The sequence below is a fragment of the Pseudomonas sp. LB1P83 genome (genome assembly GCF_054897885.1).
Window position 1 is genome coordinate 5,900,768 of the sequence record NZ_CM142709.1, and the last position, 19,767, is coordinate 5,920,534.

General features: G+C 58.0%; 17 protein-coding genes and 1 pseudogene. 4 read left to right on the top strand and 14 right to left on the bottom strand.

Translation table 11 applies throughout. From position 1 onward, the window contains the following. Positions 1 to 69: 69 nt before the first annotated feature. The 5 genes and pseudogenes from ACYZTY_RS27145 to ACYZTY_RS27165 all read right to left on the bottom strand — a co-directional run. On the bottom strand, positions 70 to 1,167 hold the full coding sequence (locus ACYZTY_RS27145) for a polyamine ABC transporter substrate-binding protein (protein WP_461956198.1): 1,098 nt from the start codon (positions 1,165 to 1,167) through the stop codon (positions 70 to 72). Between the two features lie 236 nt (positions 1,168 to 1,403). Beyond that, positions 1,404 to 2,516 carry a polyamine ABC transporter substrate-binding protein gene (locus ACYZTY_RS27150; protein ID WP_131061048.1) on the bottom strand — a complete coding sequence of 371 codons (1,113 nt, stop codon included), beginning with the start codon at positions 2,514 to 2,516 and terminating at the stop codon, positions 1,404 to 1,406. Positions 2,517 to 2,685: 169 nt separating this feature from the next. Continuing rightward, positions 2,686 to 4,050 carry an aspartate aminotransferase family protein gene (locus tag ACYZTY_RS27155; protein ID WP_461956199.1) on the bottom strand — a complete coding sequence of 455 codons (1,365 nt, stop codon included), beginning with the start codon at positions 4,048 to 4,050 and terminating at the stop codon, positions 2,686 to 2,688. A 58-nt stretch (positions 4,051 to 4,108) separates the two neighbouring features. After that, positions 4,109 to 5,467 carry a glutamine synthetase family protein gene (locus tag ACYZTY_RS27160; RefSeq protein ID WP_461956200.1) on the bottom strand — a complete coding sequence of 453 codons (1,359 nt, stop codon included), beginning with the start codon at positions 5,465 to 5,467 and terminating at the stop codon, positions 4,109 to 4,111. Positions 5,468 to 5,570: 103 nt separating this feature from the next. Next, a pseudogene (locus tag ACYZTY_RS27165) lies at positions 5,571 to 5,885 on the bottom strand (gamma-glutamyl-gamma-aminobutyrate hydrolase family protein); the annotation flags it as partial. A gap of 278 nt (positions 5,886 to 6,163) precedes the next feature. On the opposite strand from ACYZTY_RS27165, the gene ACYZTY_RS27170 reads away from it, so the two are divergent. The 3 genes from ACYZTY_RS27170 to ACYZTY_RS27180 all read left to right on the top strand — a co-directional run bounded on the left by ACYZTY_RS27170 (position 6,164) and on the right by ACYZTY_RS27180 (position 9,177). Then, positions 6,164 to 7,540: a glutamine synthetase family protein gene (locus tag ACYZTY_RS27170; protein WP_131061044.1), complete on the top strand. Its 1,377-nt coding sequence runs from the start codon at positions 6,164 to 6,166 to the stop codon at positions 7,538 to 7,540. 224 nt (positions 7,541 to 7,764) lie between these two features. Then, a complete protein-coding gene (locus tag ACYZTY_RS27175; protein WP_461956201.1) occupies positions 7,765 to 8,397 on the top strand; it encodes a TetR/AcrR family transcriptional regulator in 633 nt (210 codons plus the stop codon). Positions 8,398 to 8,412: 15 nt separating this feature from the next. Beyond that, entirely contained in the window at positions 8,413 to 9,177 is a 765-nt protein-coding gene (locus ACYZTY_RS27180) for a hypothetical protein (RefSeq protein WP_461956202.1), read from the top strand. A gap of 63 nt (positions 9,178 to 9,240) precedes the next feature. Here the strand turns inward: ACYZTY_RS27180 and ACYZTY_RS27185 are convergent, their stop codons facing one another. The 9 genes from ACYZTY_RS27185 to ACYZTY_RS27225 form a co-directional block, all read right to left on the bottom strand. Continuing rightward, positions 9,241 to 9,456, bottom strand: a complete 216-nt coding sequence (locus ACYZTY_RS27185) for a TOBE domain-containing protein (protein ID WP_003229256.1) — start codon at positions 9,454 to 9,456, stop codon at positions 9,241 to 9,243. Positions 9,457 to 9,563: 107 nt separating this feature from the next. Beyond that, positions 9,564 to 10,370: an aliphatic sulfonates ABC transporter ATP-binding protein gene (ssuB, locus tag ACYZTY_RS27190; RefSeq protein ID WP_461956203.1), complete on the bottom strand. Its 807-nt coding sequence runs from the start codon at positions 10,368 to 10,370 to the stop codon at positions 9,564 to 9,566. Continuing rightward, entirely contained in the window at positions 10,367 to 11,149 is a 783-nt protein-coding gene (gene ssuC / locus ACYZTY_RS27195) for an aliphatic sulfonate ABC transporter permease SsuC (RefSeq protein ID WP_461956204.1), read from the bottom strand. Before ssuC ends, ssuB begins: the two co-directional genes overlap by 4 nt. Before the next feature lie 8 nt (positions 11,150 to 11,157). Beyond that, complete coding sequence (gene ssuD / locus ACYZTY_RS27200) at positions 11,158 to 12,306, bottom strand: FMNH2-dependent alkanesulfonate monooxygenase (protein WP_461956205.1); 1,149 nt, start codon at positions 12,304 to 12,306, stop codon at positions 11,158 to 11,160. Between the two features lie 25 nt (positions 12,307 to 12,331). Beyond that, positions 12,332 to 13,297, bottom strand: coding sequence for a sulfonate ABC transporter substrate-binding protein (locus ACYZTY_RS27205; RefSeq protein WP_461956206.1), 966 nt, complete (start codon positions 13,295 to 13,297; stop codon positions 12,332 to 12,334). Positions 13,298 to 13,386: 89 nt separating this feature from the next. Further along, positions 13,387 to 13,980 carry an NADPH-dependent FMN reductase gene (ssuE, locus tag ACYZTY_RS27210; RefSeq protein WP_403107610.1) on the bottom strand — a complete coding sequence of 198 codons (594 nt, stop codon included), beginning with the start codon at positions 13,978 to 13,980 and terminating at the stop codon, positions 13,387 to 13,389. A gap of 303 nt (positions 13,981 to 14,283) precedes the next feature. Then, positions 14,284 to 14,922: a peroxiredoxin gene (locus tag ACYZTY_RS27215; RefSeq protein WP_461956207.1), complete on the bottom strand. Its 639-nt coding sequence runs from the start codon at positions 14,920 to 14,922 to the stop codon at positions 14,284 to 14,286. Positions 14,923 to 15,304: 382 nt separating this feature from the next. Further along, positions 15,305 to 16,648: an OprD family porin gene (locus ACYZTY_RS27220; RefSeq protein WP_461956208.1), complete on the bottom strand. Its 1,344-nt coding sequence runs from the start codon at positions 16,646 to 16,648 to the stop codon at positions 15,305 to 15,307. A 374-nt stretch (positions 16,649 to 17,022) separates the two neighbouring features. After that, on the bottom strand, positions 17,023 to 18,360 hold the full coding sequence (locus ACYZTY_RS27225) for an OprD family outer membrane porin (protein WP_461956209.1): 1,338 nt from the start codon (positions 18,358 to 18,360) through the stop codon (positions 17,023 to 17,025). Positions 18,361 to 18,709: 349 nt separating this feature from the next. On the opposite strand from ACYZTY_RS27225, the gene tauA reads away from it, so the two are divergent. After that, positions 18,710 to 19,699: a taurine ABC transporter substrate-binding protein gene (gene tauA / locus ACYZTY_RS27230; protein ID WP_461956210.1), complete on the top strand. Its 990-nt coding sequence runs from the start codon at positions 18,710 to 18,712 to the stop codon at positions 19,697 to 19,699. Positions 19,700 to 19,767: the final 68 nt, after the last annotated feature.

Here is a 19,767-nt window from a genome sequence, read left to right on the forward strand (position 1 = left end):
AAACTCCCAGAAAAAAAAGAGTGCAGTTCGCTCAAGGTGAGCGAACTTTGGATAGTTTGAGCCTTGTCGCTATTTACCCGACTTGACCTTGGTCCAGCTGCGGGTCATCAAACGTTGAATGTTTGGTGGTAACTCGACGGACACGTAGGTCTTGTCGAGCACGGCTTGCGGTGGATAAACCGACTCGTCGGTGCGGATGGACTGGTCCATCAATTTGTCCGAGCCAGGGTTGGGGTTCGCGTAGCCAACAGAATCACTGACTTGTGCGATGACCTCGGGTTTCAACAAATAGTTGATGAAGGCGTGGGCTTCTTTGACGTTGGTCGAATCCTTCGGAATCGCCAGCATGTCGAACCACAACGCACCGCCCTCTTTGGGAATCGTGTAGGCGATATTCACGCCTTTCTTCGCTTCAGCCGCGCGATTTCTGGCCTGGAACATGTCGCCGGAAAACCCGATCGCGATACAGATATCGCCGTTGGCCAGATCCGCGATGTACTTGGAGGAGTGGAAGTAAGTTACATAAGGCCGCACCGCCAGCAACTTGGCTTCGGCCTTTTTGTAATCTTCGGGGTTGGTGCTGTTGGCGTTGAGGTCCATGTAGTTGAGGACGGCGGGCATCATTTCATCGGCGGAATCGAGGAACGCCACGCCGCAGCTGTGCAGCTTCTTGATGTTTTCCGGTTCAAATACCACAGCCCAGGAATCGATCTTGTCGACGCCCAGCACAGCCTTGATCTTGTCGACGTTGTAACCGATGCCGTTGGTGCCCCACAGGTACGGCACGGCGTACAGGTTACCCGGATCGTTTTGCTCAAGACGCTTGAGCAACACCGGATCGAGGTTGGAATAGTTGGTGAGTTTGGACTTGTCGAGTTTCTGGAAAGCACCCGCCTTGATCTGCTTGCCAAGGAAGTGGTTCGACGGCACGACCACGTCGTAACCGGTACGCCCGGCCAGCAACTTGCCTTCCAGGGTTTCGTTGGAGTCGAACACGTCGTAGACCGGCTTGATGCCGGTCTCTTTCTGGAAGTCGGCCAGGGTGGTCTCGCCGATGTAGTCCGACCAGTTATAAATATGCACAGTGCCGGCCGCCTGAACACTGACAGCGAGTGTCAGCCCGGCGCCGACCAGCATGGCATTGCGCAACAAAGAAAAAATAGGCAAGTGGAGGTCCTCTAAAATTAGTTGGGCCCAAGTTGCCCCGCGTTACATGACAGTCGTGGCTGCCCAGCAACAAAACCGGCGCGCAACTTACCCTCGAAAAACCGTTCCAGCAAACTTTATAGAGATCTGTAGCAGCTGCCGCAGGCTGCGTTCAACTGCGGAGCAGTTGTGCTGTTGAAAAAGCGGAGGTCCTTCGGACCTCAACGCAGCCTTCGGCAGCTGCTACAGGGTTTTACTTATTTACCCGATTTGATCTTGGTCCAGCTGCGCGTCAGGATCCGCTGGGTCGCGGCCGGCAAGTCGGCGATCGCGTACAGCTTGGCCAGCACGTCCGCTGGCGGGTAGATGCCTGGGTCGGCGGTGATTTCTTTTTCGACCAATGGGGTGGCGGCCGCGTTACCGTTCGGGAAGCGCACGGCGTTGGTGATTTCAGCCATGATTTCCGGCTTCTGCAGGAAGGTCATGAACTTGTAGGCGCCTTCAACGTTTTCGGCATCTTTAGGGATGGCGACCATGTCGTAGAAGCTGCCTGCACCTTCTTTCGGAATGTTGTAGCTGACTTTCACCTTGTCACCGGCTTCAGCCGCGCGGGACTTGGCCTGGTAGATATCACCCGAGTAACCCACGGCGACACAGATGTTGCCATTGGCCAGGTCGGAGATGTACTTGGACGAGTGGAAGTAGCCCACCGAAGGACGAATCTTCAGGAACAGTGCTTCAGCTTCGGCCAGTTGTTTTTTGTCCTGGCTGTCGGTTGGATAGCCCAGGTAGTGCAACGCCACCGGAATCATCTCGGTTGGCGAATCGAGGAAACTGATACCGCACGATTTCAACTTCGCGGCGTTTTCGGGTTTGAACAGCAGGTCCCAGGAATTGGTGGGTGCATCGGCACCCAGTGCAGCCTTGACCTTCTCGGCGTTGAAGCCGATACCGATCGAGCCCCACATGTACGGGAAAGCATGTTCGTTGCCCGGGTCGCTCACCGACACCGCTTTAAGCAGGTCAGGGTTCAGGTTCTTCCAGTTAGGCAGCTTGGACTTGTCCAGCTTCTGGTAAACGCCGGCCTTGATCTGCTTGGCCAGGAAGTTGTTCGACGGTACGACGATGTCGTAGCCGGACTTGCCTGCCAGCAACTTGGCTTCCAGGGTTTCGTTACTGTCGAATACGTCGTAGACAACTTTGATGCCCGACTCGGTTTCGAACTTCTTGATGGTGTCCGGTGCGATGTAGTCGGACCAGTTATAGACGTGCAACACCTTGTCGTCCGCCTGTACCGCACCCGCCATCATGCCCATCAGGGACATGGCGAGGAGAGTCTTGCCAGCAAGCTTTTTTCCTAATGCCTTCATGCGTAATGCTCCAAATTTTTCTTTTTAGAACCACTTTGTTCAGTGGCCGAACCCGGACAACTGGAACCGCGGCTAGTCTGGCAAGATCCGAGGCGGTCTTTCAAGGAAAGGCCACCCTTTAGAACTGCTCTGAGCGAAAGTTTCATGAGCCCCGCCCAGAGCCTAGCACTTAGCCCTGCAACGCACTCAGGGTCAGGTCCAGACACTTGCGTGCCTTGGTCACCAGCTCATCGATTTCAGCCTTGGTAATCACCAGTGGCGGAGCGATGATCATGGTGTCCCCCACGGCGCGCATGATCAGGCCGTTGTCGAAGCAGAACGTGCGGCAGATCATGCCGACGCCCTTGCCTTCGTAACGCTTGCGAGTGGCCTTGTCCTGAACCAGTTCAATGGCCCCCAACAGACCCACACCGCGCACTTCCCCCACCAACGGGTGATCGTTTAGTTCCCGTAGACGCTTTTGCAAATAGGGTGCCGTTTCTGCATGAACGCGCTCGATAATTTTTTCTTCGCGCAGGATGCGGATGTTTTCCAGTGCCACCGCAGCGGCCACCGGGTGCCCGGAATAGGTGAAGCCGTGGTTGAAATCGCCACCTTCGTTGAGTACTGCGACCACTTCGTCACGCACGATCAGGCCACCCATCGGGATGTAGCCGGAGGTCAGGCCTTTGGCAATGGTCATCATGTCGGGTTTGAGGTCGTAGAAATCGGTACCGAACCACTCACCGGTGCGGCCGAAACCACAGATCACTTCGTCCGCCACGAACAGGATGTCGTACTTGGCGAGGATTTCCTTGATGCGCGGCCAGTAGGTGTCTGGCGGAATGATCACACCGCCGGCGCCCTGGATCGGCTCGGCAATAAAGGCACCGACGTTGTCCACGCCGATCTCCAGGATCTTTTCTTCCAGCTGATTGGCCGCCCACACACCGAACTCTTCCGGTGTCATGTCACCGCCTTCAGCAAACCAGTACGGCTGGGCGATGTGGACGATGCCCGGGATCGGCAAGTCGCCTTGTTCGTGCATGTAGGTCATGCCACCCAGGCTCGCGCCGGCCACGGTGGAACCGTGATAGCCATTCTTGCGGCTGATGATGACTTTCTTCTTCGGCTGGCCCTTGATCGCCCAATAGTGGCGGACCATCCGCAGCATGGTGTCGTTGCCTTCGGAACCGGAACCGGTGAAGAACACGTGGTTCATGCCTTCTGGCGCGATGTCGGCGATGGCCTTGGCCAGTTCCAGCACCGGCGGGTGAGCGGTCTGGAAGAACAGGTTGTAGTAAGGCAGTTCGCGCATCTGTTTGCTGGCAGCATCGGCCAGTTCATCGCGACCGTAGCCGATCGCTACGCACCACAGGCCGGCCATGCCGTCGAGGATCTTGTTGCCTTCGCTGTCCCAAAGGTAAACGCCCTTGGCGTTGGTGATGATCCGCGGGCCTTTCTCTTTCAGCTGCTTGAAGTCGCTGAACGGGGCCAAGTGGTGATCGTTGCTCAGGGCTTGCCATTCACGGGTTTGCGGGTTGTTGCTGGTCATGCGAATTCTCCTAAGATTTCAGTGAAGGGCGCGACCAAGTGCAGTCGCGCCCGGCGCATCAGACGGCGAAGAGCAGGAATTCCCGCTCCCACGAACTGATCACGCGCTTGAAGTTTTCATGCTCGGCCCGCTTGACCGCGACGTAGCCAGTGATGAATTTCTTGCCCAGGTATTTCTCGACGGTCGCGCTGTTTTCCATACGCTCCAGCGCGTCTTCGATGGTCAGCGGCAGGCGCAGGTTGCGGCGTTCATAGCCTCGACCCACTACTGGCGCACTCGGGTTCAAGCCTTCGACCATGCCGATGTAACCGCAGAGCAGGCTCGCGGCAATCGCCAGGTACGGGTTGGCGTCGGCGCCCGGCAGGCGGTTTTCCACCCGACGGTTTTGCGGCCCGGCATCCGGAACCCGCAGGCCCACGGTGCGGTTCTCTTCGCCCCACTCCACGTTCACCGGCGCCGAGGTGTCCGGCAGGAAGCGGCGGAACGAATTGACGTTCGGGGCGAACAGCGGCAACAGTTCGGGGATCAGTTTCTGCAGGCCACCGATGTGGTTCAGGAACAACTGACTCATGGTCCCGTCTTCATTGGAGAAGACGTTCTTGCCGGTTTCCATGCAGATGATGCTTTGGTGCAAGTGCATTGCGCTGCCCGGCTCGCCGGTCATGGGCTTGGCCATGAAGGTGGCCGCCACGTCGTGCTTGAGCGCGGCTTCACGCATGGTGCGCTTGAAGATCAGGATCTGGTCGGCCAGGGACAGGGCATCGCCGTGACGGAAATTGATTTCCATCTGCGCCGTGCCGTCCTCGTGGATCAACGTATCGAGGTCCAGCTCCTGCAATTCGCACCAGTCGTAGACGTCCTCGAACAGCGGATCGAATTCGTTCGCCGCTTCAATGGAAAACGACTGACGACCGGTTTCCGGGCGCCCGGAACGGCCGATCGGCGGTTGCAACGGATAGTCCGGGTCGTCGCTGCGCTTGGTCAGGTAGAACTCCATTTCCGGCGCCACGATCGGCTGCCAGCCCTTGTCGGCATAGAGTTTCAGCACTTTCTTGAGCACGTTGCGCGGCGACAGCTCGATCGGGTTGCCTTGCTTGTCGTAGGTGTCGTGGATCACCTGAGCGGTCGGCTCGATGGACCACGGCACGACGTAAACCGCGTTCTGGTCGGGGCGGCAGATCATGTCGATGTCGGCCGGGTCGAGCAGTTCGTAATAGATGTCGTCTTCGACATAGTCGCCGGTCACGGTCTGCAACAGAACGCTCTCGGGCAGGCGCATGCCTTTTTCGGCAATGAACTTGTTGGTCGGCGAAATCTTGCCCCGGGTGATCCCGGTCAAGTCGGCGATCATGCATTCGACTTCTGTGATCTTGTGGTCTTTCAACCAATCGGTGAGCTGGTCGAGGTTGTGACTCATAAATGCCTCTTAGGCTGAGTTTCCTGACTCTTATAAGTCAGGCGTTGTTTGACGCATCGGCGTCGCGTGATACAGATTGCCACTGCAATGGCCGCGCGCAAGTACCCGCACGGGTAATGGCGTGGGTCAGCGAGGGCGTAGTTGCGCGTGCAGAATGATGAGCAGAACCCGACGCGTTGGTCGGGCTGTCAGGGTGAAACAGTTCTATATTGAAGAGAGAGCCAGTAAAGAGAATGTCGTGCAGACCGTCCAGAATATCGGACGGTGCCAGCAGATTCGCCGGGGAAGGAAGAGTCGACGGCACGCCATTGGCAACGCTTGCCTTGGCATGAACGCAACGATCGCCACTGATGTGATAAGCATGCAGACCGATCTGCCTTGAGCAGATGGCGACGCCGATTAACGGCAGGCGAGACATGAAGCACCCCGGTATTATTGCTGTTATGGGTTTGAATCGAGCTTAGCCTTGTTCATTTTTTTACACAACACCCCCGTAAAAAATACAACACGGCCCGCTCAAGCCCGCGGGCGCTAAAGCGCTCAAAGGCATAAAAACGCCCCAAACTGCCTCAAAAAAGCCCTACGAGCGCTTTTTTAGGGCAAAAAAGGCCTCGCTTGACTTCGGCAGGCCGTTCGGGTTGACTGAAACCCGAAGAGATCAATGATTGATATTTTTAACAACAAAGGTGTTGCATCATGTCGGTACCCCCGCGTGCCGTTCAGCTTAACGAAGCGAACGCGTTCCTTAAGGAACATCCTGAGGTTCTGTACGTTGACCTTCTGATTGCGGATATGAATGGTGTGGTGCGCGGCAAGCGCATTGAACGCACCAGCCTCCACAAGGTTTACGAGAAAGGCATCAACCTGCCGGCCTCTCTATTTGCTCTGGATATCAATGGCTCGACGGTGGAAAGCACCGGCCTGGGCCTGGACATCGGCGATGCTGACCGAATCTGCTATCCAATCCCTGACACCCTGTGCAATGAACCCTGGCAGAAGCGCCCTACCGCGCAACTGTTAATGACCATGCACGAACTTGAAGGCCAGCCGTTCTTTGCCGACCCGCGAGAAGTGCTGGCTAATGTGGTGCGCAAGTTCGACGACATGGGCCTGACCATCTGCGCCGCGTTCGAACTGGAGTTCTACCTGATCGACCAGGAGAACGTGAACGGTCGTCCACAACCGCCACGCTCGCCAGTGTCCGGCAAACGCCCGCACTCGACACAGGTCTACCTGATCGACGACCTCGATGAATACGTCGACTGCCTCCAGGACATTCTGGAAGGTGCGAAAGAGCAAGGCATCCCTGCCGACGCAATCGTCAAGGAAAGTGCCCCGGCGCAGTTCGAAGTGAACCTGCACCACGTGGCCGACCCGATCAAGGCCTGCGACTACGCGGTCCTGCTCAAGCGTCTGATCAAGAACATCGCCTACGACCATGAGATGGACACCACCTTCATGGCCAAGCCTTACCCGGGCCAGGCGGGCAACGGTCTGCACGTACACATTTCGATTCTTGATAAAGAAGGCAAAAATATTTTTGCCAGCGAGGATCCCGAGCAGAACGCCGCACTGCGTCACGCGATCGGCGGTGTGCTCGAGACCCTACCGGCGCAGATGGCTTTCCTCTGCCCGAACGTCAACTCCTACCGTCGTTTCGGTGCACAGTTCTACGTGCCGAACTCGCCGTGCTGGGGCCTGGACAACCGTACCGTGGCGATCCGCGTACCGACCGGTTCCTCCGATGCCGTGCGCATCGAACACCGTGTGGCCGGCGCCGATGCGAACCCGTATCTGTTGATGGCATCGGTTCTGGCAGGCGTGCACCACGGCCTGACCAACAAGATCGAACCCGGCGCTCCCGTGGAAGGCAACTCCTACGAGCAGAACGAGCAAAGCCTGCCGAACAACCTGCGCGATGCATTGCGCGAGCTGGACGACAGCGAAGTCATGGCCAAGTACATCGATCCGAAATACATCGATATCTTCGTGGCCTGTAAGGAAAGCGAGCTGGAAGAGTTTGAACACTCCATCTCTGACCTTGAGTACAACTGGTACCTGCATACCGTGTAAGCGGTTGCAGTAAAAACAAACGCCGCAGGCCTCATAGCTTGCGGCGTTTTTTTTATGGCCGCCTGCGGCGGTTCGCGGGCAAGCCTCGCTCCTACGGGCCTGTGTCGTCCGCAAAAAGTGAGCACGCCACAGACCCGTAGGAGCGAGGCTTGCCCGCGAAAGCGTCCTGGCAGACAACATAGATGCCTGCTCGTACAATGCCCGCTGCCCCGCAGGAGACTCCGATGACCCGCACCGCCACCGTTCGCAAACCCCGCGCCCGCAGCCAGGCCCGGATCGATTCGATACTCGATGCCGCCCGCACGCTGCTGGCCGCCGAGGGCGTGGCCAGTCTGTCGATCTACAGCGTCGCCGAACGCGCAGAGATCCCGCCCTCCTCCGTCTACCACTTCTTCGCCAGCGTTCCGGCCCTGCTCGAAGCCCTGACGGCGGACGTCCACGCCGCATTCCGCGCCTGCCTGCAAGCGCCCATCGATCACAACGCCCTCAGCGGCTGGCGCGACCTGTCGCGACTGGTTGAACAACGCATGCTCGATATCTACGACGAAGACGCCGCCGCCCGGCAACTGATCCTCGCTCAGCACGGATTGACCGAAGTCACTCAGGCCGACCGTCAGCACGACATTGAACTTGGCTTCCTGATGCACAAACTGTTCGATCATCACTTCGAGTTGCCGAAATTGCCGACTGATGTCGATGTGTTTGCGCTGGCAATGGAGTTGGGGGATCGGGTGTATGCGCGTTCGGTGCAGCAACATGGGCAGATCACGCCGCGCATGGCGGAGGAAGGGATGCGGGTGTTTGATGCGTATCTGGGGCTGTATTTGCCGCCGTACCTGCCGAAGCGTAACGCGTAACCCAACGAGGTCTCCATGGCGCACGTACCAGACAACTACCTTGGCGTATGGCAACGACGCCTGATTAAATTCCAGTCCGGGCGCGCCGACAGCGAAACGGCGGTGTACTGGCTGCAAACCCCGCACTTGTTTGCCGACCTGCGCATCCCGCCTGCCGCGTTCCCCGCCGCGCCTCTGGAACAACTGGATCACGCTGACCTGCTGACCTTAAGCGAGCAAAAAGGCTTTGCTGGCGTGACCGAAGTCGAAGGTGACATTTGCCAGTGGCATCGCAAACTCGACTATCAGCCCGCCAGCGCAGAGGCAGATATCGGGCGCATGCACTTTGAATCCAGCGAGCGCTTGATCGAAACCGCCCTGGACGATGACTACTACGAGATCTGGGAGCGACTGCCCGACTCTCGCGGCACCTGCCGTGGTCAGTGGTTGCAGGCAGTCGATGATCCAACACGTGTTGCGTGCCTGGTGCTGGCTGGCGACTACTTTCTGTTCGCCGCCAGCCGGGCCGTCGCGCTGGAACCCGGTGGTCATTTGCGTGAACAGATTGATGCGGCAACCGCGCAGAAACAGCTCGCCTGCGAGCTATCCTTTGGTCGCCACCACGCTGGGCAAACCCCGTGGCAGATCGACTATTCCACCCTGCCCCTACAGACCGGCCAGCCACTATTGCCAGTCGACATTGATCCGAACGCCCGCGAGCTGTTCAGCGAGCCGCGCTTGCTGTTGTCACTCGGCACCTACGCCCCCGCCGCGGGTTGGCGCTGCGCGCCAGAGCCCTGAGTGCATGCGCATAAAAAACCCCGAAGGGCTAAAACCCTCCGGGGTTGTTCGCAATGCACGCCTTTACAACTTGGCGATCGACACCTCGGTGGATTTCACAAACGCGATCACTTCGCTGCCGACTACCAGTTCCAGCTCTTTCACCGAGCGGGTGGTAATCACCGAAGTAACGATGCCGGAAGCGGTCTGCACGTCGATTTCCGAGAGCACGTCGCCCAATACGATTTCCTTGATCGAGCCTTTGAACTGGTTGCGAACGTTGATGGCTTTGATAGTCATACGATTTCTCCTAGGGTCGAAATGAGCTGCAAGCGGCGAGCCTCAAGCTGCAAGTAAAAGCGCTCTGCCTCTTCTTGCCGCTTGCAGCTTGCAACTTGCCGCTGCGTCTATTGAGCCCAACGCAACTGCGTAGGCAAGGGTGAAACAGGTTCTGGTTCCGGCGGTTGGCCGGGCAGTGCGAGTACGCGATTGAGGACTTCGGTTTCCAACGCCGCCAGCCGATGGGAGCCGCGAACCCGAGGACGTGGCAGCTCAACGTGCAGGTCGAGGCCGACTTCGCCTTCTTCGATCAGGATCACCCGATCGGCAATCGCCACCGCTTCGCTGACGTCGTGGGTCACCAGCAACACGGTGAAGCCGTGCTTCTGCCAGAGCCGTTCGATCAGTTGCTGCATTTCAATTCGGGTCAGGGCGTCCAGCGCACCCAGGGGTTCGTCCAGGAGTAGCAAGCGGGGTTTGTGGATCAGCGCGCGAGCCAGGGCCACCCGTTGCTTCTGGCCACCGGACAGCGCCGCTGGCCACTCATTGGCGCGATCTGCCAGCCCGACCGACTCCAACGCTTCCAGCGCTTGCGGCCGCCAGTTGCCCTTGAGCCCGAGACCGACGTTGTCGATGACCTTTTTCCACGGCAGCAAACGGGCTTCCTGGAACATCAATCGGGTGTCTTCCCGGGCATCGCTCAGCGGCGCGGAGCCGGCGAGCAATTCACCACCCGTGGGTTTGTCGAGACCGGCGAGCAACCGCAACAAGGTACTTTTGCCACAACCACTGCGACCGACCACGGCGACAAACTGTCCGGCCGGAATGTGCAGATCGATTTCGCGCAACACTAGCCGCGAACCGAAGGTCTTTTGCAGCTTGCGCACCACCAGCGGAATCCCGCGCAGCAGGCGTGGAGGTTGTTGAGCGGTCATGCGGCACCTCCTTTGGCAACCTGATACGCCGGATGCCAGCGCAGCCACACACGTTCAAGTCCACGGGCCGCGAGGTCGGCGAGTTTGCCGAGTACGGCGTACATAAGGATCGCCAGCACCACTACGTCAGTCTGCAAAAACTCCCGGGCATTCATGGCCAGGTAGCCGATGCCGGAGCTCGCGGAAATGGTTTCCGCCACGATCAGCGTCAACCACATGAAGCCCAATGCGAAACGCACGCCGACCAGAATCGAAGGCAACGCACCTGGAAGAATTACCTGACGAAACAGGCTGAAACCGGACAAGCCATAACTGCGCGACATTTCCACCAACGCCGGATCAACGTTGCGGATGCCGTGATAGGTATTCAGGTAGATCGGGAACAACGTGCCCAACGCCACCAGGAAAATCTTCGCCGACTCATCGATGCCGAACCACAGGATCACCAGTGGAATCAGCGCCAGATGCGGTACGTTGCGGATCATCTGCACCGAACTGTCGAGCAGGCGTTCGCCCCATTTCGACAGGCCGGTGATGAAGCCCAGAACCAGACCGATGCCGCCACCGATGGTGAAACCCAGCGCAGCACGCCAGCCGCTGATCGCCAGGTGAGTCCAGATTTCACCGCTGCGCACCAGGCTCACGCCGGCCTCGATGACGGCGATCGGCGCCGGCAGAATCCGGGTCGACAACCAGCCCGCCGACACTGACAACTGCCACACCGCCAGCAGCAACACCGGCAACGCCCAGGGCGCGAGGCTGTGGATAATTTTCTTCATGGCGCGCCTCAGCTCTGCGACGCAGCTTTGGGAAGAATGTCGTTGGCGACCATCTCACCGAACGGGCTGACGTAGTTGGCGCCTTGGGGCAGTTGCGGACGTTCGATGTCGAGGTGCGGGAACAGCAACTCGGCGACCCGGTAAGACTCTTCCAGGTGTGGATAACCGGAGAAGATGAAGGTGTCGATGCCCAGGTCCGCGTATTCCTTCACGCGGGCAGCCACGGTTGGACCATCGCCCACTAGCGCCGTACCGGCACCGCCACGCACCAGGCCGACACCGGCCCACAGGTTGGGGCTGACTTCCAGGTTGTCACGGCTGCCGCCATGCAGCGCGGCCATGCGTTGCTGGCCCACCGAATCGAAACGCGCCAGAGAAGCCTGGGCTCGCGCAATGGTTTCGTCGTCCAGATGGGAGATCAGCCGATCCGCCGCTTGCCAGGCTTCGGCGTTGGTTTCGCGGACGATCACATGCAAGCGAATGCCGAAGCGCACGGTGCGACCCAGCTTTGCGGCTTTGGCGCGTACTTGTTCAATCTTCTCGGCAACGGCTGCCGGTGGTTCGCCCCAGGTCAGGACCATTTCCACTTGCTCGGCCGCGAGGTCTTGCGCCGCTTCCGACGAGCCACCGAAGTACAGCGGCGGACGCGGTTGCTGGATCGGCGGATAGAGCAACTTGGCGCCTTTCACGCTGATGTGCTGACCGTCGTAGTCAACGGTTTCGCCTTCCAGCACGCGACGCCAGATGCGGGTGAACTCCACTGAGGCTTGATAGCGTTCTTCGTGAGTCAGGAACAAACCGTCGCCGGCCAATTCTTCCGGATCACCGCCGGTCACCAGGTTGAACAGCGCACGGCCGCCGGACAGGCGATCCAGTGTCGCGGCCTGACGCGCGGCCACCGTCGGGGAAATGATCCCGGGGCGCAGCGCGACTAGGAATTTCAAGCGCTGGGTCACCGGTATCAGCGACGCCGCCACCAGCCACGAGTCTTCGCACGAGCGGCCGGTAGGAATCAATACCCCGCCGAAGCCCAGGCGATCCGCCGCTTGGGCGATTTGCTGCAAGTAACCGTGGTCGACGGCGCGAGCGCCTTCGGCAGTGCCAAGGTAATGGCCGTCGCCGTGGGTAGGCAGGAACCAGAAAATATTGAGGCTCATGGAGTGGTCTCCTTGGGGAATCGAATTACTGCGCTTTGGCAACGGCTGCCGGTGGCGTCCAGATCACGTCTTTGATGCTCAACTGTTTCGGGATCAGCTTGAGCTGGTAGAAGCTGTCGGCGATTTTCTGTTGGGCGGCGACCACTTCAGGCGTGAGGAACAGCGCGCCGTAGCCCTGGCGTTTCACCGAGGTCAGGGTGATGTCCGCTGGCAGGCCGAGCAGTGGCGACACCTGTTTGGTCACGTCTTCCGGATTAGCCTTGGACCATTCACCGACAGCGCGCACTTCTTCCACGAGGGTCTTGATCACCTCAGGATTTTTCTGTGCGTAAGGCTTGGTCGCGAGGTAGAACTGATGGTTGTCGACGATGCCCTGGCCATCGCGCAGGGTGCGCGCTTGCAGTTGCTGTTCGGCGGCGGCCTGGTACGGGTCCCAGATCACCCAGGCATCGACGCTGCCACGTTCGAACGCGGCGCGGGCATCGGCTGGCGGCAGGAAAACGGTCTGGATGTCGGTGTATTTGAGGCCGGCGTCTTCCAGCGCGCGGACCAGCAAGTAGTGGACGTTGGAGCCTTTGTTGAGCACGACTTTCTTGCCCTTGAGGTCCGCGACCGATTTGATGGTCGAGTCCTTCGGCACCAGGATCGCTTCGCTGTGTGGCGCTGGCGGTTCGTAGGCGACGTAGAGCAGATCGGCGCCGGCCGCTTGAGCGAATACTGGCGGGGTTTCGCCGGTGACGCCGAAGTCGATGGAGCCGACGTTCAGGCCTTCGAGCAGCTGCGGGCCGCCGGGGAACTCAGTCCATTGCACGTCCACGCCTTGGGCGGCGAGGCGTTTTTCCAAAGTGCCCTTGGCTTTGAGCAGCACCAGGGTGCCGTACTTTTGATAACCGATTCGCAGAGTCTCGGCTTGAGCTTGAGTAATGGCGCCGAAGGTTACAGCCGCTGCAAACAGAGCGACCAGACCACGACGCAAAATGACAGTGCGCATGGCGCTCTCCTTTTTTGCGGTTGGGTTTTGGCTGCACCTGCTTGCCCGTTAGCGGGCGAGTAAGGCCAGTACATCAATATCAGTAAGGCTTAAATGCTCCAGCGAGCACTCAACAAACGTTCATTCAACAGGTTCGGATCGAGCGGCTTGGGCCGTCGCGCCATGGCGCTGAAAAACAGCTCCAGCGACTCGTTCAATCGTTGTTCCAGCTCCGGCGCCAACTGCGCCTGGGCGCTGCCTTCGCCGTAAGCGATCTGACTGTCTACCGCGAAAATCCCATGGAGCATTTCCTGGGCTTTCAACGCCGACAGCACCGGCTTGAGCGCGTAATCCACCGCCAGCATGTGGGCGATGCTGCCGCCGGTGGCCATGGGCAAAACCACTTTGTGGTCCAACGCACGCTCGGGCAGCAGGTCCAGCACGGTTTTCAGCGCGCCGGAAAACGACGCCTTGTAAACCGGGGTGGCGATCAGCAGGCCGTCGGCGTTTTCAATCTGTTGCAGCAGGTCGATTACCTTCGGGCTGTCGAAGCGTGCGTGCAGCAAGTCTTCGGCCGGGAAGTCCCGTACCTGGTAACTCACCACTTCCACACCTTGCTCCTGCAACCAGCGTTGAGAGCGCTCCAGCAGCACCCCGGAACGGGAGCGTTGGCTGGGACTGCCACCGAGTGAGACGACCAGCATTCAGACGATTCCTTGAACGACGTTGGCGATTCGCGGTTTGCGATCTCGCTTTGATGGAAATGACCTTAACAGGTGATTGTTATATCCATAAATCATATTTATTCATTTGGTTATGCGTTGTAGATCTATGCGAGACGGCTTTGTCCAGGCAAAAAAACGGGCCGTAGAAACGGCCCGAAATCCCCTGCTTTATGGATAGTGTTCAATCTGAATTCTGCGGTGGCTGTCAGGCCGTCATCGTCGGAATGCCGCCCAGACCAAGCCAGCGAAGGCGGCATCAGCCGCACCCCATTTGCTGAAGACTTACCTGTTGGGCTGCGGCGTCAGGCGCAGGTACGGCTTCACCGCGCGATAGCCCTTGGGAAAGCGTTTCTTGATTTCGTCTTCGTCCTTGAGCGACGGCACGATCACCACTTCATCACCGTCCTGCCAGTTGGCCGGAGTGGCCACCTTGTAGTTGTCGGTGAGTTGCAGTGAATCGATCACCCGCAGGATCTCGTGGAAATTGCGACCGGTACTCGCCGGGTAGGTGATGGTCAGCCGAACCTTTTTGTTCGGGTCGATCACGAACAGCGAGCGCACGGTCAGGGTGTCATTGGCGTTCGGGTGGATCAGGTCGTAGAGGTCCGAGACCTTGCGATCGGCATCCGCCAGAATCGGGAAGTTGACGACTGCGTTCTGGGTTTCATTGATGTCCTCGATCCACTTGTGGTGCGAGTCCACCGGGTCCACGGACAGGGCGATGGCTTTCACACCGCGATTGGCAAATTCATCCTTGAGCCTGGCGGTGAAGCCCAGTTCGGTGGTGCACACCGGCGTGAAGTCCGCCGGATGGGAAAACAGCACGCCCCAGCTATCGCCCAGCCATTCGTGGAAACGGATGGTGCCGGCGCTGGAATCCTGTTCGAAGTCGGGGGCGATATCGCCCAGTCTGAGGCTCATGGTGCTGCTCCTGGTGAGTGCTGGTTGAGCTCAACTGTGCCTGCGTTCCTTGTGGATTAAAAAGAATAAATATCGATTTGTTTAGATCATAAGTGAATATTAAAAATCTGTTCACTGGACCTTCGTGCGCATCCCGACCAACATCGCCCACAAGGTTCGAGAAGGCCTTGAGTTGCTGCAAAGAGGGAAAATTTCAAGGCGGGATTACGGGGGTGACCTCGCCTTGAAAACGCAAAAGCCCCGCCCGGCGAGATGCCGGGCGGGGCTTTTTTTACATCGATTAGCCACTGTGGGAGCGAGCCTGCTCGCGAAGGCGCCGTGTCAGTCACAAATGTGCTGAATGACACACCGTTTTCGCGAGCAGGCTCGCTCCCACACGCTATTACAACAGCGGGATCGAGTAGCTGAGGATCAGGCGGTTTTCATCCTGGGAGCGAACGCCCGGGATGTTGGTGCGCCAGGTAGCGTTCTTCCACATGAAGCCAACGTTTTTCAGCGGGCCTTCTGGTACGACGTAACCGACAGTCAGGTCGCGTTCCCACTCGGTGCTGTTGTTACCGGCTGCAGCAGTAGAGGTGCGGTTGGTGTCGATATCGTCGCCACGCAGATAAACCATACCGGCGGTCAAGCCAGGCACGCCGACTTTGGCGAAGTCGAACGAGTAGCGAGCTTGCCAGGTACGTTCGCCGGCACGGCCGAACTTCTGGATTTGCATGTCGGTGATGGTGTAGTTCGACGAGCCATCGCCCTGGTTCAGCCAAGGGAAGTCGCTGCTGCCGTTGCTGACCTGATAACCACCACCAAAGGTGTGACCGGCAACGGAGTACAGGAACAGGCCGCTGTACAGGTTGTTGTCGACCTTGCCTTTACCATTGGAGGTGCTGCTGTAGTTGCCGGAGCTGTAGTACAGCGGGTCGTGCCCGTTAGCGCCGTCATCAGAGCTGTTGAAGTAGCGCAAGTCAGACTTCAACACGCCCGGGCCGATTGCCCAGTTGTGCACCAGACCCAGGAAGTGTTGCTTGTAGAAGTCTTCCAGGTTGCCGTAGTAATACTGCGCGGTCAGGTCTTTAGTGATTTTGTAGTCACCACCGGCATAGATGAACTTGTTGCTGTCGCGACCGCTGGCGGTACGAGCGTTGGCACCGCCGATGCTCAGCTGTTCATTGTTGCTGGAGTTACGCCCTTTCACGGCTTCGATCTGACCGCCGACCAGAGTCAGGTCCTTGATCTCGCCGGAAGTGATCTGCCCCCCCTGCCAGGTTTGTGGCAGCAGACGACCGTCGTTGGTCACGATAACCGGGTTTTTTGGCTGCAACGTGCCCAGTTTCAGCTCAGTCTGGGAGATCTTGGCTTTTGCAGTCAGGCCCAGGCTGGAGAAGTTATCAACTGCTTCGCCGTTGGATTTGCTTGGGAAAACAGTGCCGCCGTACGAGTTATTGCTGGCACCGTTGGTACCACCGCCCGAATCCAGACGCACGCCCAGCAGGCCGATCGCATCGATACCGAAACCGACAGTGCCTTGGGTATAACCGGAGATGAAGCGCAGATCGAAGCCTTGGCCCCATTCTTCGTTCTTGTTCGCGCCCGGACCATCACGGTTATCGGTGTTGATGTAGAAGTTACGCAGACCCAGAGTGGCCTTGCTGTCTTCGATAAAACCGGCGGCGCTTGCCTGCTGCGCCAAAACCCCTACGGCCACAGCCAGGGCCAAGGTGGACTTGTTCATTTGTTTCGCTCCTATCGTTTCTAATTTTTTCGGTCCTGAGTCGAATGCTCTGGATCCTGAAATGTGCGGATACCGCCAACCGCAATCCGCGCACCACTCAACTGATGCATCTAAGTCAAGGGTCTGAGCGCGGCGAATGGGCCGGCATGGTAAACGTAAATACATTTATTTCATTCTTTTTCATGCCGTACAGGAATAAAAAACGGCATTTTAATCGCTGCGGGACACTAGGTATCGGCCCCGGCGGAATGCACTTTAGGGGTTTATTTTAAAAACAAAAAAGAATAATAAATTACTAAGTAATGCCTAATTGGAATATGAAAAGAAATGCAAAAAAAACCTCGCCAAACGGCGAGGCTCTTTTGCGAAGCTTGTTACAGGAAGCTGTAGGTGTAGTTGAAGATCAGACGGGTCTGATCCTGATCAAGGGTGCTGGTGTTGCCGCGATACATACCGTGACGCAGCGTCGTGCCAAACCCTTTAAGCGGACCCGTTTGAATCACGTAATCCACACGCAGGTCGGTTTCCCGCTCGTTCAGGTCCTTACCCACACCGTTGGTGGCCTTGATGTCCTGGCCATATAAGTAAGCAGCCGAAGCTTTCAAGCCTGGCACACCCAACGAAGCGAAGTCATAGGAATACTGGCCATACGAGGTATTTTCACCGGCACGGATAAAGCTGCCGACCGTGGCGTCGGTGAACGAGTAGAAGCTGGCGCCGCCAGCACCTTCGTTTCGCCCTCTACCGTCAACCACGTTGCCCTGGTTCAGGAAAACGAAGCCGCCGTCATCGCTGACACGCTGATGCCCGAGCAGAAACGCGCTGCCACCCAGGGTATAGGTGAATGTGGCGCTCCAGGTCTTGTTATCGACCACGCCCCTTTCCTTGGCGTAGCCGCTGTTGTTGTTGAACTGGTAGCCGGCGTCGCCGTTCTTGCCGTCGGAGCTGCTGTCGAAGTAACGAAGATCGGTCTTGAACGACTGGTTGGGAGCGATCGGGTAGACGTGCACCAGGCCGAGGAAGTTCTGCTTGTAGTAGTTTTCCAGGTTCGCGTAGTAGTACTGCAGCGTCAGCTCTTTGGTGACCGCCCAGTCTGCACCGGCGTAGCGGAACTGGTTACTGTCCTCTGTGCCACCCGCCACGGCCAGGCCAGTGCTGTTGGAGGATGCCCGACCTGTCGCGTGCTCCAACTGACCTACGTTAAAGGTGAAGTTGTCGATTTCCTTCGAGGTGATGGTGCCACCTTCAAAGGTCTGTGGCAGCACGCGGCTGTCGTTCGCAATCAGGATCGGCATGTTTGGTTGCAGAGCGCCACCGTAGTGGGCCTCTGTCTTCGAGAGTCGTGCCTTGACGTTGCCCGCCACACGGCTCCATGAACTCTCTGCCGAACCATCGGAATCGCTAGGATTGAAGGAGTTATTGTCCGGGTGATGGCCCTTGCCACCGTCCAGATGGATACCGACCATTGCCTGGGCGTCGAAACCGAAACCTACGACACCTTGAGTGAAGCCCGACCGGTAATCGAACTTCAGACCCTCAGCAGTTTCTCGCTGCCGGTTAGCAGGAGTCTTGGCACCTTCACGGTTGTCGGCGTCGAAATAATAGGTACGCGAACTAACGGAAGCCTTGCTGTCTTCGATGAAACCGGCGGCGCCTGCCTGCTGCGCCAAAACCCCTACAGCCACGGCCAAGGCCAAAGTCGACTTGTTCATTGCTTCACTCCTCTCGATTCTAATTCTTGTATTCCTGGCCCGGAGTCAATGCCCCAGATCCTAAGATGCGCGATTAGCGCCAGACCGTGACCCACAAGTCAATCGTAACTATGTGTGTCTACGACCATGGTCTAATCCCCGGTTTTTTGGTCCTTGCGGGTCATGAGTTCGTCATAAACCTAAAAAGAATTGGTCAGTTCTTTTTTCATACCTTTTAGGAATACTCTCACTGTCCCGCGCCAGAGCGGTCGGCTCATAAGCTAATTCCTAAAAGGTATTTGTTAGGCTTTTTTTAGATCGATTAGCTTTGACGCAATTCGGAAACAATCCCCTACCGAAAGGCGACGCCATGACGACCAAACGCGCACTATCCAGACCAATTATTACAGTTTGTGTATCGCTATTATTTTCGCTCAGCGCGCAAGCGGCGAACCTCACCGTCGGTTATCAAACCGGCATCGACCCCAGCAAAGTCCCCCAGGCCGACGGCGTTTACGAAAAGACCATTGGCGAGAAAATCGACTGGCGTCGTTTCAACAGTGGCCCGGAAGTGGTGACGGCCATTGCGTCCGGTGACGTACAGATCGGCAACCTCGGCTCAAGTCCGCTGGCGGCCGCTGCTTCGCGCAATCTGCCGATTGTGGCGTTCATTGTTTCCGCACAGATAAACGCCGCCGAAGCACTGGTGGTGCGTAACGGCAGCGGCATCAATAAACCGGAAGATCTGATCGGCAAGACCATCGCCACCCCGTTTGTTTCAACCTCCCATTACAGTTTGCTCGGCGCGCTGAAGCACTGGGGCCTGGACGCCTCGAAGGTCAAAGTGGTGAACCTTCAACCGGCGGAAATTGCTGCCGCGTGGAAGCGTGGCGACATCGATGGCGCGTTTGTCTGGTCGCCCGCGCTTGGGGAAATTCGCAAGACAGGCAAGACCTTGACCGACGCGGCACAGGTGGGTCAGTGGGGCGCGCCGACGTTCGAGGTGTGGGTTGCACGTAAGGATTACGCCGAGAAGCATCCGGACGTTGTGGCCAAATTCGCCAAGGTCACCCTGGACTCCTTCGCCGACTATGCCGCGCATAAAGACAGCTGGACCGCTGACTCGGTACCGGTGCAGAAAATCGCCAAACTGACCGGTGCCAATGCGGCTGATGTGCCGGAGTTGTTGGCCGGTTCAGCGTTCCCGGATGCCAAAGCCCAACAGACCACCGCGCTTCTGGATGGCGGCACGGCAAAGGCGATTGGCGAGACGGCGAAGTTTTTGAAGGAGCAAGGGAAGGTAGAGACGGTGCTGCCGGATTATTCGGCGTATGTCAGCGCGAAATTCGTCACCGAGTAACACCGCGCCTTTGTAGGAGCGAGGCTTGCCCGCGAAGGCGTCATCAAGGACAACCGTTAATTCGAGTC

What these genes read in the sequence shown, in the direction of transcription:
- ACYZTY_RS27150 (WP_131061048.1), bottom strand. Translation starts at nt 2,516, where the DNA reads ATGAAGGCATTAGGAAAAAAGCTTGCTGGCAAGACTCTCCTCGCCATG.
- ACYZTY_RS27155 (WP_461956199.1), bottom strand. Translation starts at nt 4,050, where the DNA reads ATGACCAGCAACAACCCGCAAACCCGTGAATGGCAAGCCCTGAGCAAC.
- ACYZTY_RS27160 (WP_461956200.1), bottom strand. Translation starts at nt 5,467, where the DNA reads ATGAGTCACAACCTCGACCAGCTCACCGATTGGTTGAAAGACCACAAG.
- ACYZTY_RS27170 (WP_131061044.1), top strand. Translation starts at nt 6,164, where the DNA reads ATGTCGGTACCCCCGCGTGCCGTTCAGCTTAACGAAGCGAACGCGTTC.
- ACYZTY_RS27175 (WP_461956201.1), top strand. Translation starts at nt 7,765, where the DNA reads ATGACCCGCACCGCCACCGTTCGCAAACCCCGCGCCCGCAGCCAGGCC.
- ACYZTY_RS27180 (WP_461956202.1), top strand. Translation starts at nt 8,413, where the DNA reads ATGGCGCACGTACCAGACAACTACCTTGGCGTATGGCAACGACGCCTG.
- ACYZTY_RS27185 (WP_003229256.1), bottom strand. Translation starts at nt 9,456, where the DNA reads ATGACTATCAAAGCCATCAACGTTCGCAACCAGTTCAAAGGCTCGATC.
- ssuB (WP_461956203.1), bottom strand. Translation starts at nt 10,370, where the DNA reads ATGACCGCTCAACAACCTCCACGCCTGCTGCGCGGGATTCCGCTGGTG.
- ssuC (WP_461956204.1), bottom strand. Translation starts at nt 11,149, where the DNA reads ATGAAGAAAATTATCCACAGCCTCGCGCCCTGGGCGTTGCCGGTGTTG.
- ssuD (WP_461956205.1), bottom strand. Translation starts at nt 12,306, where the DNA reads ATGAGCCTCAATATTTTCTGGTTCCTGCCTACCCACGGCGACGGCCAT.
- ACYZTY_RS27205 (WP_461956206.1), bottom strand. Translation starts at nt 13,297, where the DNA reads ATGCGCACTGTCATTTTGCGTCGTGGTCTGGTCGCTCTGTTTGCAGCG.
- ssuE (WP_403107610.1), bottom strand. Translation starts at nt 13,980, where the DNA reads ATGCTGGTCGTCTCACTCGGTGGCAGTCCCAGCCAACGCTCCCGTTCC.
- ACYZTY_RS27215 (WP_461956207.1), bottom strand. Translation starts at nt 14,922, where the DNA reads ATGAGCCTCAGACTGGGCGATATCGCCCCCGACTTCGAACAGGATTCC.
- ACYZTY_RS27220 (WP_461956208.1), bottom strand. Translation starts at nt 16,648, where the DNA reads ATGAACAAGTCCACCTTGGCCCTGGCTGTGGCCGTAGGGGTTTTGGCG.
- ACYZTY_RS27225 (WP_461956209.1), bottom strand. Translation starts at nt 18,360, where the DNA reads ATGAACAAGTCGACTTTGGCCTTGGCCGTGGCTGTAGGGGTTTTGGCG.
- tauA (WP_461956210.1), top strand. Translation starts at nt 18,710, where the DNA reads ATGACGACCAAACGCGCACTATCCAGACCAATTATTACAGTTTGTGTA.